The organism is Microbulbifer sp. A4B17, assembly GCF_003076275.1.
In the GTDB taxonomy this organism is placed as follows: domain Bacteria; phylum Pseudomonadota; class Gammaproteobacteria; order Pseudomonadales; family Cellvibrionaceae; genus Microbulbifer.
Genome location: NZ_CP029064.1, coordinates 2,399,707 through 2,415,408 on the forward strand (window position 1 = coordinate 2,399,707; position 15,702 = coordinate 2,415,408).

Sequence of the window (15,702 nt, forward strand, 5' to 3'; positions counted from 1 at the left end):
CGTGCATCCAGCGTTTATTGAGCTGGATACAGGCTTGCTGTACTGTCTCCACTGATCCCACCAAACCTTTAAAGCGACTTTCAAAGTTTCTGTTGAGGTATAGCCAGTGTTTTGGTGAGATGCCTAGTCGTTTGAGGATGGGTGGCGTGCTTTCAGCAATATAACCTCGTTTTCTGGGGTCTAAATGTCGACCACTCCAGTCCACTAGCTCTAAATAGTGATCCAACTGAAAGGGCGATTGATTATCGGCATAATGCTTGGGGTAATGTCATTGGGGAAGAACACCTGCATAATGGATTGAATTATGACTATGTTTACGATGACTTGCATCGTTTAACGTTTCAAACCGTGTCGTCTAGTGATTTCCCCACATATGATCGTGATATAGATTACGATTATGATGCAGTGGGTAATCCGTTGTTCAAGACGGATTACGCCGATACTATATACTATGGCAACTCTTCTAAATCTCTAGGTGGCAATGCCGGGCCACATGCGGTTAGATCTCTAATTACCGTTGATGGAAATACTCATACGCTGGTATATGACAATGCAGGTAACCTGTTGACCGGTATTGGGATGAAAGTTGAGTATGATGGCTACAACCAGGCCAACAAAGTTGAGCGGAATGGGGTTGTTAGTGAGTACTGGTACAATACTGAAGGTAAACCATACAAAAAGATTACTACGCGGGAACATGAAAGTGAGACAACCCTTTATATAGGTGGTTCTTACGAATTGATCACCACAGATGATGGTTCGTCTGCCACAGAAAGCGAACGGCTAAATTACGGTGGTTACTTCGTTGTCAATAAATCAGAGGAAAATACCGAGCGCAGGATTCTTTTAACAGATCGTCTTGGCAGTGTTACAACAATTGTAGATGCTGACAAGCAGCCCGGTGAAAGTGGTTTTATAAAACAATATCGAAGCTACGACCCATTTGGACAAGTTAGAAACTTCCAAGGGGCTGATGATCTTTCGGAGTTTGAGATCACCGATCAAGGTTTTACCGGTCACCGTCATTTGAACGACCAAGAGCTTATTCATATGAATGGTCGGGTCTATGACTATCAGTTGGGTCGCTTCTTGTCACCAGACCCGATTATTCTTGATCCTAAAAATAGCCAAAGCCTGAATGCCTATAATTATATAATGAATAACCCTCTTTGGGGAACTGATCCCACGGGGTATTATCCTGATAAGGGGGATACTGGGCAGGGGGTAAATACCCGTTCTAAATCGGAGGCTAGTCCAACTGATGAAGAGGGTATAGCTAGCAAAAGGTCTGTTTCTAAGGGGGATACGGGACGTACTTATAAGCCTGTTGGCAGTAGAATTCAAAGAAAAGTTACAGCGACAGCGAAAGTTGACGGCAATGGTAATGTTACCCTTTCATACAGTGCCGGAACTACAAAGCTGGGTAGTTATAAAATTTCTGGGTTGATGTCTAATTCAGTTTCTGGTAATTCTGTTTCAGAGATGACAGGTGTGGGTTCTGGGCAGAGTGTTAATGCTGCATCAACGGGAGCATTACCTTTGGGTGTGGTAGGAAGTCTGCTTAATGCTGGTGCCCGTTTTCTGACAAGCCTTATTGGCATGAGCACGCTATTAACTTCAAGTAGCTACGATAATCCAGATGATTACATCACTGTTTACAGAGGCACCGATTTAAGATCTGAAATAGAAATTCAAAAAGAAACAGGCCTGATAATGAGTGATGCAGCTCGAAATTATTATCAGGAAAAGATCGGTGAAAAAGTTTGGTCTGGTGAAGAAGTTACCTCTCGTATGAGAATGGAAACTGCTGCAAAAGCTGGGGTTGTTGCTGTGAGACGCCACGCTGAGCTTGTAGCTATGTATGGTGGAGAGGAAAATTTAGCACGTATTCAAACAGGTGAGGGTACGGAATTTCCAAGCCCACCAAGAAGTATGTTCTCTGTGACTACAGACTTGAGTGTTGCGAGGAGATTTGCAAGAGGAGGCGCCGTTTATATGCAAAGGGTAAATAGAAACAAGTTGATAGAGACTCCAGTGAATGGAAGCGAGTCAGAATATTTTATTCGGGCTCAAACGATGATGGAGAGGATTGAGTAATGGGTAACCTGAACTCTGCTTCCTTACATTCAATCGTTGTAGATGAGGAGGAAATTTATGTTCTTTCTAGTAGTGAGTCTATAGCGGTTTTGGAGGGGGCTAATATAGATGGAGTGCCGCTTTCAGAAATTGGCATCCCGCAGTTTTGGTGGAAAATAATTTCTGGCTCCGATAATTTGGCTCTTGCATTACATAGAGGGCCTGAGACATTTGGGCAGTGGTGGTTCTTGGTCCTTTGTTTAATTGGAGATGAGTACAAGCGAGTAGAGCTTCTGCAAGGCGAGTGTGAGTCATGTGATTGGACGGGGTGGATTGCTACTCCGCTATCAAATGAAATTTACACTGGAAGTCCTGATCGAATTGCGGCGTTTAATCGCGCAAAAACACTTCCTGTAGTTGGTTGCCCGGAGTGTGGAGGAAGGCTAAACAAGCATGCTGTCTGGGCTGCTCGTAGTTAATTTAGCTTTTTGATTTAAGAAAAAATACCAAGCCCCGGCAGTGAAGAAATCCTAGACACCCAAAGATTGGAGAGGGGTTCTAACGGTGTTGCTGGTACCTGCTCTAACGACTATCTATTGCCGGTTTAGAGCTAAGGCGCGGCGGGTAGAAATCCTAGACACCCAAAGATTAGAGAGAGGTGCGAGCCGTGTTGTTAGTACCAGCTCTAGCGACTATTTCTTTCTGGTTTAGCGTTAAGGCGCGGTGAAAGACTGAGAAAATGTACTTGGGGCTGGAAAATCGTAGTTTGGATGCAAGCCGGGAGGAGAAGTATCGATAGATTGGATGGTAATTAGCAGGATGCTGCAGAAAGGAAGCGCCGACAGTCGCCTATACCGTGTACCCAGCGTTTATTGAGCTGGAAACAGGCTTGCTGTACTGTCTCCACTGATCCCACCAAACCTTTAAAGCGACTTTCAAAGTTTCTGTTGAGGTATAGCCAGTGTTTTGGTGAGATGCCTAGTCGTTTGAGGATGGGTGGCGTGCTTTCAGCAATATAACCTCGTTTTCTGGGGGCTAGATGTCGACCACTCCAGTCCACTAGCTCTAAATAGTGATCCAACTGAAAGGGCAGCCCTTTAGGCCTATTCAGGCGCTCGCCACCTACAAGTGGTAGAAGTTCTTTGGGTTGCTCACCTGAGATTGCTGCACGAATGCGTTGTTGGATCGAGGTATGATTAGAGTCTTCTGGTGTTTTTGCCATATTGGCACGGATAGGATTGAGATCAACATAGGCCATACAGGCGGCAAGGGCTCTTTCATCCAGTAAAGCTTGGGACTTGAAACGACCTTCCCAAAAGCGGCCTATACAATTATCTTCGGCATTGGCCTGGCGGGCGATAGAATCGTTTAAGCAGCGTATAAACCAGCTAAGATCCATCAAGCGATCTCGCCATAGAGCGACGATTCCTTTAGTTTTCTCATCTCACAGTGATCGAGAGTGTCCCCTTGAAGGTAGCGACGGGCCAAATTGGAAGCTTTGAATAGTTTCTGCCAACGGAGAATGACCTCGGTATCCGGCCAATTCAGCACTCTCATTGTCGATATAAAGTACGACATGGTAGTGGTTACTCATAACTGCATAGGCAGCGATATCAAGGGCAAAGATTGAAGCCAGATTATGCATTCTGAATTCAATCCACTCGCGGCGATGCTCATAGCCATTACCAGACCCCATATCTCTACCACACAGAAACGCCCTTCGCACGCAGCGGGAGACGCAATGGTAGTAGGGCGTGGTGTCTAGCGAGACTAGAGCGCTACGTGGCAAGGGCATTGATCTTAAGGGTTGTGTATATTTGTACAGTATTTGATTCTGCAGTCCTTGCTGTGTCAATATTCCTGTCGCTTAAAGTTACGACTTTTGTGGGTGTGTGACGGAATTTTGAGAATTTCTGAATGGGGGCTCTAAGAGTGAGGATGATCCTGCAACTGAGAGCGGGCAGAAGGCGCCGAAGGATAAGAAAAAGAGAGGAGGTCCTCTGAGCGATAATACTGCGCCAAGCCGGCTTGATCGCAATTAAGGACATAGTGCTCCTGTATTGGGCGGTTGGGGTAGCTTATTGGGTGCCTCAGGAATGGTAAGGCAAGGGGCGATTGCTGGTGCTGGGAAAAGTAGTCGCAGTGGGCAGAGTGTTGAACCCAACGATATTTCCAAGCAGCCTTTAAACAATAATGTGATCCTTAAAACAGAGTTTCCAGGTAAGGTGCTTCACAACTCGACTACGACTGAAGCACCATTGCCTGACTCTCTGAGATAGGCTTTATATGCGTTTGGCGATCCTGACATAAACCGATTTGCTGAAAAATTATTCAGAGGTGGAGAATAAAGGTGGGTATAGAAATAGGTTTTGTATGGAAATAAATAATTTTAGATTGATTATGTGTATATGGTTACTCTTTCAACTTAGTGGCTGCATTAATCCAGTAAAGCCTATTGTTGATGGTCAGAACAGTAACCTGGATATTGATGAAGGTTTTCTTTTAGTTGCGATAGATACCAATTTTAGTTTAGATAAGATAAAAATAAAGGGAGCTAAATATTTTTTTCTCTCCAGAGAGAATCTTCATCCGGGTGGTAATTATATTCTATTTAAAGCCCCGGCTGGCGAATACAGATTTGATAAAGTCTATCTGAATTATATTTATGCGTATGAATTGGAGGAGGAATATTGGTCTTTTCAGATCAACCCAGAGGTTATTAGCTATGTTGGTCATTTAACAGTGGATCAAAATCTTTTCAAGTTACTAGCTCGCATAGAGCTTGAAAATCGTTCCACCGAAGCATTGGAATTTCTCGAAGAGAATTTCTCAGAACTTATAGAAACTAAAAATATTCAGTATGCTGGCCCAGGAAAAGATGATTTCTTTAATATTGTCGCACAAACACAAGGGAAGTAGTAGATTATGAGGGTGTGCTTGCTTCTATTAGTATTCCTAGTCGGATTTTCTTCTATCAACATTGCAGAAACTTTGCCTGCTAATTTGTTTTTCCGCAACCCAGAAGTGTTTTCCTTAAAATTAGGGCCTAATGCGCGATACCTTATGGGTCATATGAATGAGGCCAAGAATTATCTGGCACTGGTGGATACAGAGGGAAATGTAGAATATCCAATATTGCTATTTAATACCGATCAGATAGATCTTAGTGAGTACTATTGGATTGATGAGTCAACAGTATACTTTAAATATTTTAATAAGCTCATAAAAGAGTCGAAACATGGATTTGTTTATTTTGATTTTTCAGGTGGAAAGCCCGACTTTAATATTCTATATATTAAAGAAAGGGGGGCGCTGGTTGACCCTCTTGAAAAACAAAAGAATAAGTTGCTTTTCTCCAAGAAAGTGGGTGATTATTACCAGGTGCATATTGCATCGACTCAACAGCTTGTGTATGGAAAGTTATCTAAAGCTACATTGTTTAAGAAGCCTTTAAAAAATGTAATTAACTATTCGTGGGATACAGCTAGAAATGCTTTGATAGCTACAACTCTAGAGGATGAGTCAATGATAGTTTGGCATCTTCCAGAGGGCGAAAAGAAATGGGAAAAACTATACTCTTCCATCAACTTATCTGAAACGTTCCTGCCAGTGGGTTATTTTGGCGAAGAGATATTGGCTGTATTAAGTAATGCAGTTTCGGATAAAGTATCCCTATATAAGTATAACATAAAGGATAATGAATTTTCAGATGTGCTATATCAGCATCCAAAGTATGATCTCGTTAATGCTTTATTTGATCTAGATAACAATTTATCGTCAGTATCATTTTTTGACCATGGAAGACTGGTGACCGAATATTTTCAGTCTGCGCACAAGGGTGTACAAAATAAATTTCATAAGGCACTTCCCGGGAAGCAAATTGCAGTTATTGATAGAGATCTGGAGCACAATAAAAGCTTAGCTTATGTGTTTGCTTCTGATGACCCAGGATCTTACTATCTGTTTGATACTGAAAATTTGGAAGCAAGGCATCTTTATCAATTGTATCCAGAATTTAATGGTAAGGACTTAGCACCTTCTTTTTCATTGGTATCGCACTCAAGTGATGGCAAAATAATAGAGTCTATTATCACGACCCCGAAACATAGTAATGGTGTTTTATTGGTGTACCCTCATGGGGGGCCAATTGGTGTTCGAGAATATCAATTTTATAATCCAGAAGTTCAGTTTCTCGCTAACCGCGGCTACACAATTCTTCAAGTAAATTTCCGTGGATCTATTGGGTTTGGAAAGACATTCAATGAAGAAGCCGTTGGTCAGTGGGGGAAGCTGATCGAAGATGACGTTATATCTGCTGTTGCGAAAGTTAAGCAGGAATATAGTTTTCAAAAAATCTGTACTATTGGCGCAAGTTACGGCGGTTATTCTTCGATGATGTTGGCGATCAGGCAGCCTGAGGAATATGACTGTGTTATTTCTATGTATGGTGTTTATGATCTACCTCTACTTTTTAATACCAGTAACTTGAAAATGCAGGAAGGCTATCTGGAATCAGTTTCCAGAACTGTTGGAGAGATGGATGAATCCTTAGCCAGGAACTCACCATTTCGTCTGGCTGACCGTATAAGCGTTCCTGCTTTGATTATTGCAGGTAAAGAAGACGATATATCAGGTTTTGAACAAGCCAATAGAATGCGTTACTTAATGCAAAAATTGAAATCTGACATTGAATTTATTGCCTATGATGGCGTAGGGCATGGACACTCTACTTGGAACGGAGAATATCACCAATATGCCTATATTGATGATTTTCTTCGCCGGAAACTCTCCATTAAAGATAAGAAAGTCAATAATATTCTAGCAGATGATTTGTTGTTTTTAAGTAATTCATATCGTCAGGGCATCTGGACATCTCCAGATAGCAATAAGTCCTTGGTTTATCTTAATAAATCGGCTCAGCTAGGACACGATGAGGCTCAGTATAGGCTTGGGAATTATTATTTGAGTGCTAAGCCAGATTCTGAAAAAGCCAACTTTTGGTATCAAAAAGCGGCTAGGCAAGGAAATGAAAAGGCCACTTATGCTTTAGCAAGGCTTTATGATGAAGAAATCGTTTCAGGAAAAAGTAAGGAAGAAGTTTACGAGCTGTTTGAGAAGGCAGAAGTATCAGGCTCGTATCTGGCCTATTTGGATATGGCCAAATATCAATGTTTAGGTGAGGGGGTAAAAAAGAATCTAGATGCCTGTATTGAAAAAATATTTTTCGAAAAAGACTTGAGCAATAAAAGCTTATCTAAAAATCAGATTGAATTTCTTGAAGAAGAAATTTGGAACAAGCAGATAGAAATTATGGCAGAGGTTATGGATAGAGTTTCTTTTTCAAAAGATCAGCTTGAAAGGATAGGTCAATACTACAAGAGCATCGGTTTTGATCAACTATATCCAGAGGTTGCATCAATTGAGTTTGGTGAATTTTATGAAGGTGAGTATCCATACCCCATAAAGAAGTCTACGAATCGTATTCCAATTCGAAAAAATATGCGTTTCGGTGTAAATTATATCCTTCGGTCGAGTTCGAAAGAGGATCAAAATGCATATACTGTTGCCCGGATAAAATGGACTACTCCTAAGTTGTCTACACCAGTCGGTAAGATAATTAACTCGGCGCAAAGTATGTCCTTTCCTAAGCTAAACCGCAAATCAGGTCAGTATTATAAGCTGGAGCATGATTACGAGATGGTCGAGGGGGAGTGGATAATCGAGGCGTTTAATATTGACGGAAAAAAATTATTTGAAAAGAGTTTTCAAACTTATTTTCCTGAACACTAAAATACCCCGTCCGATACGCGATTAGAAAAGGGGAGGGTGTTCAAAACTCTGTGCCAGCCAAATAGCTTCACAGGCGAGAAATCCTAGACACCCAAAGATTGGAGAGGGGTGCTAACGGTGTTGCTGGTACCTGCTCTAACGACTATCTCTTACCGGTTTAGAGCTAAGGCGCGGCGGAACCCTAAAAAATTATATTTTGGGGTTCGAAAGCCGTGGTTCTGGAGAAAAGCGGGGAGGAGTAGTACCGATAAATTGAGTAGGAATCAGCAGGATGCTGCAGAAAGGAAGCGCCGACAGTCGCCTATACCGTGCACCCAGTGTTTTGGTGAGATGCCTAGTCGTTTGAGGATGGGTGGCGTGCTTTCAGCAATCTAACCTCGTTTTCTGGGGTCTAGATGTCGACCACTCCAGTCCACTAGCTCTAAATAGTGATCCAACTGAAAGGGCAGCCCTTTAGGCCTATTCAGGCGCTCTCCACTGGTGTTTTTGCCATATTGGCACGGATAGGATTGAGATCAACATAGGCCATACAAGCGGCAAGGGCTCTTTCATCCAGTAAAGCTTGGGACTTGAAACGGCCTTCCCAAAAGCGGCCTGTACAATTATCTTCGGCATTGGCCTGGCGAGCGATAGACTCGTTTAAGCAGCGCATAAACCAGCTAAGATCCACCAAGCGACCTCGCCATAGAGCGATGATTTCCTTTAGTTTTCTCATCTCACAGTGATCGAGAGTGTCCCTTTGAAGGTAGCGACGGACCAAATTGGAAGCTTTGAATCGTTTCTGCCAACGGAGAATGACCTCGGTATCCGGCCAATTCGGCGCTTTCTCTTTGTCGATATAAAGTACGATATGGTAGTGGTTACTCATAACTGCATAGGCAGCGATATCAAGGGCAAAGATTGAAGCCAGATTATGCATTTTGAATTCAATCCACTCGCGGCGATGCTCATAGTCATTACCAGATCCCATATCTCTACCACACAGAAACGCCCTTCGCACGCAGCGGGAGACGCAATGGTAGTAGGGAGTAGTGTCTAGCGAGACTTGTGCGCTACGAGGTAAGGGCATCAATCTTTGTTGGTGTGTATATTTATACAGTATTTGATCCTGTAGTCCCTGCTATGTCAATATTTTTGGCATTTAAAGCGACAACTTTTATTGATGTCCAGAAGCTTGAAGTTTGATGACTTTTATGGATGTCCAGAATTTTCAATTCTGGCATTACAAGGGTGTTGTTCGTTAGCCGCTTATCCAATTTCACCACAGGCTTCATCATCATGCCGTTTTCTCTCCAAAGCCTGAATCTGTGACTCTGTGAGGATCAGTCCCTCCTCAGCTACCTTGGCCTCAAGTGCCTTTAATCGCAATTTGAAGTTGGCTAGGTCATGTCGTAACCAGATACTCCGAACGCCACTGGGGGACACAAATACACTACGTTTACGCAGTTCATTGGATACTCGAACCTGCCCATGGGCAGGCTCTTGAAGGGGATAGCCCAACACTGCCTCTTCAATGACCGTGTCAACACGGTTCTTGTGGTTGGGCACGCGCCGGTTCTTCTCAAGAAGGGTGTTCACGCTGCCACTTGAAACGGCATTCTTGTAGCGATAGAAAGTGTCTCTCGATACACGCAGCATCTTGCAAACTTTGGAGATATTGCCGAGTTCTTCTGCCAGATTTAGCAATCCGGTCTTGTGTTTGATGATGCGATCATTAGTATGGATCATGGGGTTTATCCTTGGTTTTGCTTTTAGGTTTAGGCACCTTCATCAAAACTGGTAAACCTCTCTTTTTCAAGAGGATGTGTCAGATTTGGTCTGAACTAATCCATTTAAAGTTATGTAGTCTAAGAAATCTGTCATTAAGCCGCTTAGGCAGGTACCACTTTTTTCTACTTCACCTCAATCAAAGAAGAGTAATATAGAATGAATTTTTTCACAGCAACTAATAAGCCGGGAAGACGATTTTTTAAGTTTGCAGACCAAAATAATGTTGCAGTGAGCCATGGTCATAAGTCTGGCATTTGTTTTGGGCTGTGTGTTGAGTGGATTTTAGAGCAGGCTGCCGAATATTACAGTCAGCAATACATAAAATCAGCGGAACGAACTGCAGCAAGAATGGCTTCAAATTATAGCAGTTTTAAGGATATTGCTGTGCAAATAACAAATGCACAGGAAGCAAGTAAAGAAGCTTTTGAAAATTTGGTGAGTGCAACATTCCGTAAATTTAGTTTGACGCCTCATGCAGATTTAGAGGTGTGTTTCACGAGTAACCAAATAGCAAGTGCAGTATGTAATCACTCCAAAAAAGGCTATTTTATTATTGGCCTGTACGACAAGGTAAATAGTGCTGATGATTTTGGCTCTGGCCATGCTATTGCTGTGGATGCTTACGAGTACAGTATATTTGATCCAAACGTTGGAGAGGCTTATTTCGAAGATCTAGAGACTTTATGGAATGTCGTGAATACTTGGATATCAGAGGAATATAGCCAATACAAGCTCCCGTATCCCACTAGCATTACCCGTGTGACATCACCTAATAATTGGTAGGCTTGACTAATTATTTTCTGGACACCCATCGATAGATTTTCGGGAGTAGTGTTACCGGTGAAGCCCACCAGCACAGCGGCCTGGATTATGCCTACAGCTACGACGACCTGCACCGGCTGGAAAGCTAGACTGTCACCTCCAGTGACTACCCCCAGTACGACCGCAATGTGAGTTACGCCTACGACGCTGTGGGTAATCTCACCGCAAAGAGCGACTACGCCATCAGCCTGAGCTACGGCAACAGCAGCAGAAGTGCCGGCGGCAACGCCGGTCCCCGCGCCGTGCGTCAAGTCACCACCACCGATGGTCAAAGCCATAACCTGGTCTATGACAACGCCGGCAACCTGACCACCGGCATCGGCGGCCTCAGTGTGGGATACGATAGCTAAAACCAAGCCAACCGTATCGAGCGCAACGGCATAATGACTGAATACTTCTACGGCACCGGTATCGATGCCTATAAGAAACACTTTTGATTATTAAAGTTTAGAGCGAATAGTATACTTACTTCTGATCGATAGTAACTATTCAATGATTGGAGCTAGCTAAGCCCCGCAAGCAGATTAAAGTTTTGCCAGATAAAACGAATCCCGATGATACAAAGCAATATGGCAAAACACAGCTTTAAGCGTTTAGCAGATATTTTGTGGGCCACACTTGCGCCAAGTCTGGCAAACAGCACGCTGGTAAGCACGATTCCCAGAAATGCCGGCCAGTAGATATAGCCACTGCTCCAGTTTGGCAGCAACTGGTTGCCCCATCCTTGTACAACAAAACTGAGTGAACCAGAAATTGCGATGGGCAGACCAAAAGCAGCTGAGGTACCGACTGCATGTTGCATTTTTGTACCGAAATGCGATAGGTAAGGGACGACCAGCGCCCCTCCACCAATGCCGAAGATCGCTGCGAGCCAGCCAATTACCCCACCGGAGCAGATCAAGGGAAATGCCCCCGGTAAGTGAACTCCACCTTCCTGTGAGACCGCCGAGGGTAATCCGCTTAAGCCCATACGCACGGCCATGACTATAGCAAATATGCCAATCAACAGCTGCAACCAGGCACCTGGCAACAAATCCGCTGTTACGCCACCCAGCCAAGATCCTACAAGTATCCCTGGGGTCATAAGCCAGAATAGGTGCCAGTCCACTGCACCTTTCGCATTATGTGCCCAGACTGAGCTTATTGACGTTACGACAATGGTTGCCAGCGAGGTGCCCACAGCCATATGGGTCAGCACCTGAGGAGAGATGTCTGTCACAGAAAAAATCAATACCAAAGCCGGGACGATGATCAGGCCTCCACCGATCCCCAAAAGGCCCGCCGCTGTACCCGCAATGGCGCCGAGCAACATGTAAATAAACAACATTTCCATATTTCGATAGTTTAGCTATTTCAGAGGGGGGGCGTGATAGGTTGCGTTAGTTGATAGAATGAGTGGTTTCTTCAATTTGTCGGACAGCATGCAACTGCTTTGCAATACAGCTTGTATTCGCCCCCCTTAGGTTGAGCTCAAAACCATCTCAGTGACCATCATATCGGGACAGAAAACAGGATTTATATCGCGTCTTACTTAGATTTTAGATGTATATTGTATTTAGAGAATCTCGATGTAGCCCCTGATCTCTCTGGATTACAGAGTAGATCACTGTCTAGAGTGTGCAGGAAAATAATAAAACATCCATAGCTTAGAGAGATGTGTAAACAAGGCTAATCGCCGCTTCTCTAGCGACTATTACAATCTGGTTTAGCGTTAAAGAGCAGAGAAAAGATCAAAAGCATAAATAGGGTTAATAATACGGAGGGATCAAGTGTAGAGATTCAGGCTGGTTTATATATTCGAGACTCAATTCGCTTGAGGAGATGCTCATGATCATTACCAGGTTCTATATCTCTATCGCACAGAACGTCCTTCGCATAAAGAGAAAACTAGGCGCATTCCTTTAGATGTCTTGGCACTACGCTGCTGGAGTAAAGGCTTTGCCTCCTCTGTATGCTTGTATAATGTTGGATTCCTTAATGTTAACTCCTTCAAACACATATAGCTATGTGTTCAGTGCAGGCCCTGTAGTTATCCAGAAACCGTTGTTATAAACGTTATATGAGCTTAGTGCTTTACTTTCTATACTAATAGGCAATGACCTCCCCACTGGGACGAGCCTGCAATGAAAAAAGCAAAACCTTTTCGTAAGCTTGGGGCTCAGGAAGCACTCTTTGTAGAGTTGACCGAAAGGTCAAACGGTGCGGTACAACTGGCTGTCTTCTTTAGAGCATGTAAGTCATTGGGTGTTGAAGAGTTAATGAAGGGAATGGAATATCTACATAACCTGCACCCTATGCTCCGTTCTCGGGTAGAGAAAAATCACGATGCTTATTGGTTCTGTGACGTAGGGTTTGAAGCTATTCCTATTGAGATTAAGCACGGTGCATTGCCTTTAAATTATCAGGAGGAGTTCAGGCGCTTGGGAAGTAAAATTCTTGAGTTGGATAAATATGTATATCGGTTTACGGTTTACGTGAATGAACATGGAAATGTAAAGTGGATTGCCTTTATGGTATGCCATGCTGCCATGGATGGACGCTCATTATTACTCTTGGTCCGAGATTTGGATCAATACTTGAGAGGAGACTCAAGGAATAAACCTACTGCTTCGGCAATGCAAAAATCGGTGGTGGATTATGTTAGTTCAATAAAATATTTTAAAAAAACACAACCGGCAATTAGTGGCGGCGACTATAGCCCTCCAATGTGGTCAGTAGAGCAGGCAGTAAAAGCTTCCCTTCGAAAAGGATGCTCAATTTACCGGGTCCTCCCTAAAAAATTATGTGCGCATTTGTACTTAATTTCAAAGCGTGAGAATGTTCAGATTACCTCTATCTACAATGCTGCTGCTATTATCGCTGCCCAGTCATTACCAGGTTTCAGATCCGCGACAGAGTTAATGTTACCTATAAATGCACAATACCTTTGTAAACGTCAGATAGATCGGGATGTTATAGGAGAGTGCACAACTACATTAACAATACCCTTGACATCAAATGAAACCAGTCTTGATTTGTTAAGTCTTGCCCATTTAATTCAAAAAAAAGTCTATTTGCAATTGAGAAGTGGACGTTTCTTTGAACCTCCACTTGAGCCTGATTATAGTCTCGTTGAAATTGAAAATATGGCTGAAGATTTTGATACTGCAAAAGATTACTTTCCCTCTGGAATTTGTGTATCCAATGTGGGAGATATAAAGGAGTATACGGGCCCTTTGACGTTCTTTGACTTTGGTGTGGTTATGACCGTTCAAACACATGGAGCACACCCCATAATGTTAGTGACCTGCACAATAAATGGGGAGGGAGTCTTTGTTTTTGGATATTGTGAGCCGCTTGTTAGCAAAGAGAGTGCTTTAAAGTATATAGAAAAATATATGAAGGTATTAAGAGGGTTTTCCGAGGATAATGATTTATATATGGATCATTAACCTGGCGTATATAATGAGAGTATTATAAAGAGAGGGTAGTTACTTTTTGTGTTGTTATCAGAGCAAGTCAATTCATGAGTATTACCAACAGTCGTAGCTTTTTCATCAACTTGATGGTATACAATTTCTAAATAACTCGGGATACCCAAAGATTGGGAGATTCAGGGCAATCATAGACTTGGTTATAATAACAAAACCGGTAACATTCGGTGCGACAAAAATTGTGATACCCTTCAATCTGATGGAGTGAAGGCATCATAATTGTCTTTCATGCAGGTTAAACCCATATTTGATGAAGGTAGTGACACCTTGCCCTCTACTTATCAAAACCATTCTCTGGGTGTTGGACTGGCCCTCTTCGGCGGAGTGTTAATGGGCTGTATTGGCATTGCTGGTAAGCTTGGTGCCGGTGTAGGTTTAAGCCCTTTTCTGCTTTTGGCAGCACAGGTAGTATTACTCGCGCCATTAGCGGGGATATTTCTCCTGGTACGGCAAGGGGTGGCGGGGTTAAAGCCGGTTAGCCCGTGGATCCTAGTGGTTCGTTCAGTATCAGGGTTTATCTATTTCGCTGCCTTCTACGGGGCGCTAAAAGGAATACCGATCGCAGACGCTCTGGTACTGGAAAGTACGAATCCATTCTTTGCGATGTTGATGGCCAAGGTATTCCTCGGCCACAGGGTGAGTAAGGGAACAATCTGTCTGGCGGTATTGGCGTTTCTTGGTGTATGCCTCATCTTGCTTCAACACAGTTCCCAGGGAATTCTGAACCCTTACTCACTTCTCGCGCTTTTGGCGGGAGTAGCGCGTGCCGCTGGAAGTGTCGCAACAGGTGTCGCAGGCCGGACTGAACCGCCTGAACGCATCATGTTCTATTACGCCCTTGGGATGTTGGCCTTTAGTGCGTCTATTGTGGCTTGGGAAGGCGCGTCGTTTGAAGCATCATCGCTATGGATTCTCGCGATTCCCGCGCTGCTGTTCGTTCCACAGAATCTCGCTTACACGATTTCTAATCATATCATTCCTGCCTACCTTGTGGGGGCACTCTTTTACAGTGCGATTCTCGTCGGTGTGCTAGCTGATCGATTTATGTTTGGTACTGAATTCGGCATCCGTGGTGTGATCGGTATGATAATTACGGTTGCAGCCGGGCTCGGGCTGGCCTGGCTGCGGTCAAAAGAGTCCGAATAATAACTAGACGTTATAAGTACCTCAGGCCGGTCAAGTGTCTTATTGCCTAAGGTTAGTCTCAGGCACTCGCGAGTGCCTCCAGTATCACGCGAGGAATCTCTGGTTAGGGTGCTGTTCCAAGTTGAGCACTCAAAGGTTATAGGGGGCTGGCAGGGTTGCTGGTGCTGGTGGATCTTTCTTTCCGGATTAAAGAAAAACCACAGTAAAACCCTGAAGGAAATTTGTATGGGGCTGAAATCTTTGCTTCAAAGTAAAAGACAGAAAGGGAAGTATCGATAGACTGGATGGTAATTAGCAGGTTACGGCAGAAAGGAAGTGCCTACAGTCGTCTTTGCTGTGTACCTTTCGGATATTGAGTTAGATACAGGCTCGCTGTGAGGCCTCCACTGATCCTGCCAAGCCTTTAAAGCAAATATTCGCTTAAGTTGTTGATGAGAGCCTATCTAAAATCTTAAAGCCGTCGTACTACCCAATGGTTTTGATGTCGGTATTTATTCAGCTTCTTGCATTTAACTTGAATGGGTGAGTACTTAAAAATCAATCATTATTCATAATGCCTACCCCTCATCATATATTTCTAACAGGAGGATATTATGATGAGCTGTACAAAGGAAAATTAAAGCAA

At 43.4% G+C, this 15,702-nt stretch carries 12 protein-coding genes and 1 pseudogene; 8 read left to right on the top strand and 5 right to left on the bottom strand.

Annotated features, from left to right (window positions below):
• The first annotated feature begins 141 nt into the window (after positions 1-141).
• On the top strand, positions 142-2,097 hold the full coding sequence (locus tag BTJ40_RS10800; protein WP_108733099.1) for an RHS repeat-associated core domain-containing protein: 1,956 nt from the start codon (positions 142-144) through the stop codon (positions 2,095-2,097).
• Entirely contained in the window at positions 2,097-2,555 is a 459-nt protein-coding gene (locus BTJ40_RS10805; RefSeq protein ID WP_108733100.1) for a hypothetical protein, read from the top strand. Before BTJ40_RS10800 ends, BTJ40_RS10805 begins: the two co-directional genes overlap by 1 nt.
• A gap of 332 nt (positions 2,556-2,887) precedes the next feature.
• Here BTJ40_RS10805 and BTJ40_RS22575 read toward each other — a convergent pair whose 3' ends face one another.
• Positions 2,888-3,475 carry a hypothetical protein gene (locus tag BTJ40_RS22575; protein ID WP_202862883.1) on the bottom strand — a complete coding sequence of 196 codons (588 nt, stop codon included), beginning with the start codon at positions 3,473-3,475 and terminating at the stop codon, positions 2,888-2,890.
• Positions 3,476-3,520: 45 nt separating this feature from the next.
• Positions 3,521-3,772 carry a hypothetical protein gene (locus BTJ40_RS22580; protein WP_202862884.1) on the bottom strand — a complete coding sequence of 84 codons (252 nt, stop codon included), beginning with the start codon at positions 3,770-3,772 and terminating at the stop codon, positions 3,521-3,523.
• Between the two features lie 677 nt (positions 3,773-4,449).
• Between BTJ40_RS22580 and BTJ40_RS10815 the strand changes: the two genes are divergently transcribed.
• Positions 4,450-4,995, top strand: coding sequence for a hypothetical protein (locus tag BTJ40_RS10815; protein ID WP_108733101.1), 546 nt, complete (start codon positions 4,450-4,452; stop codon positions 4,993-4,995).
• Between the two features lie 18 nt (positions 4,996-5,013).
• Positions 5,014-7,866, top strand: a complete 2,853-nt coding sequence (locus BTJ40_RS10820; protein WP_192879404.1) for a DUF3859 domain-containing protein — start codon at positions 5,014-5,016, stop codon at positions 7,864-7,866.
• A gap of 463 nt (positions 7,867-8,329) precedes the next feature.
• Here BTJ40_RS10820 and BTJ40_RS10825 read toward each other — a convergent pair whose 3' ends face one another.
• Both BTJ40_RS10825 and BTJ40_RS10830 read right to left on the bottom strand, forming a co-directional pair.
• Positions 8,330-8,836, bottom strand: coding sequence for a nitrogen fixation protein NifB (locus BTJ40_RS10825; RefSeq protein ID WP_108733103.1), 507 nt, complete (start codon positions 8,834-8,836; stop codon positions 8,330-8,332).
• A 284-nt stretch (positions 8,837-9,120) separates the two neighbouring features.
• Positions 9,121-9,594, bottom strand: a pseudogene (locus BTJ40_RS10830) (helix-turn-helix domain-containing protein); the annotation flags it as partial.
• Positions 9,595-9,792: 198 nt separating this feature from the next.
• Here BTJ40_RS10830 and BTJ40_RS10835 point away from each other — a divergent pair.
• Together BTJ40_RS10835 and BTJ40_RS22780 are read left to right on the top strand one after the other, a co-directional pair.
• On the top strand, positions 9,793-10,419 hold the full coding sequence (locus BTJ40_RS10835) for a YopT-type cysteine protease domain-containing protein (protein ID WP_108733104.1): 627 nt from the start codon (positions 9,793-9,795) through the stop codon (positions 10,417-10,419).
• Between the two features lie 167 nt (positions 10,420-10,586).
• Positions 10,587-10,808 carry a hypothetical protein gene (locus tag BTJ40_RS22780; RefSeq protein ID WP_108733105.1) on the top strand — a complete coding sequence of 74 codons (222 nt, stop codon included), beginning with the start codon at positions 10,587-10,589 and terminating at the stop codon, positions 10,806-10,808.
• A 152-nt stretch (positions 10,809-10,960) separates the two neighbouring features.
• On the opposite strand, the gene BTJ40_RS10845 is transcribed toward BTJ40_RS22780, so the two are convergent.
• The gene (locus BTJ40_RS10845; protein WP_255422898.1) at positions 10,961-11,785 is read right to left on the bottom strand and encodes a sulfite exporter TauE/SafE family protein; all 825 of its coding nucleotides are present in this window, start codon (positions 11,783-11,785) and stop codon (positions 10,961-10,963) included.
• Positions 11,786-12,581: 796 nt separating this feature from the next.
• Here BTJ40_RS10845 and BTJ40_RS10850 point away from each other — a divergent pair.
• Together BTJ40_RS10850 and BTJ40_RS10855 are read left to right on the top strand one after the other, a co-directional pair.
• Positions 12,582-13,889, top strand: coding sequence for a hypothetical protein (locus BTJ40_RS10850; RefSeq protein WP_108733107.1), 1,308 nt, complete (start codon positions 12,582-12,584; stop codon positions 13,887-13,889).
• Between the two features lie 270 nt (positions 13,890-14,159).
• Positions 14,160-15,077 carry a DMT family transporter gene (locus BTJ40_RS10855; RefSeq protein ID WP_108733108.1) on the top strand — a complete coding sequence of 306 codons (918 nt, stop codon included), beginning with the start codon at positions 14,160-14,162 and terminating at the stop codon, positions 15,075-15,077.
• Positions 15,078-15,702 lie beyond the last annotated feature (625 nt).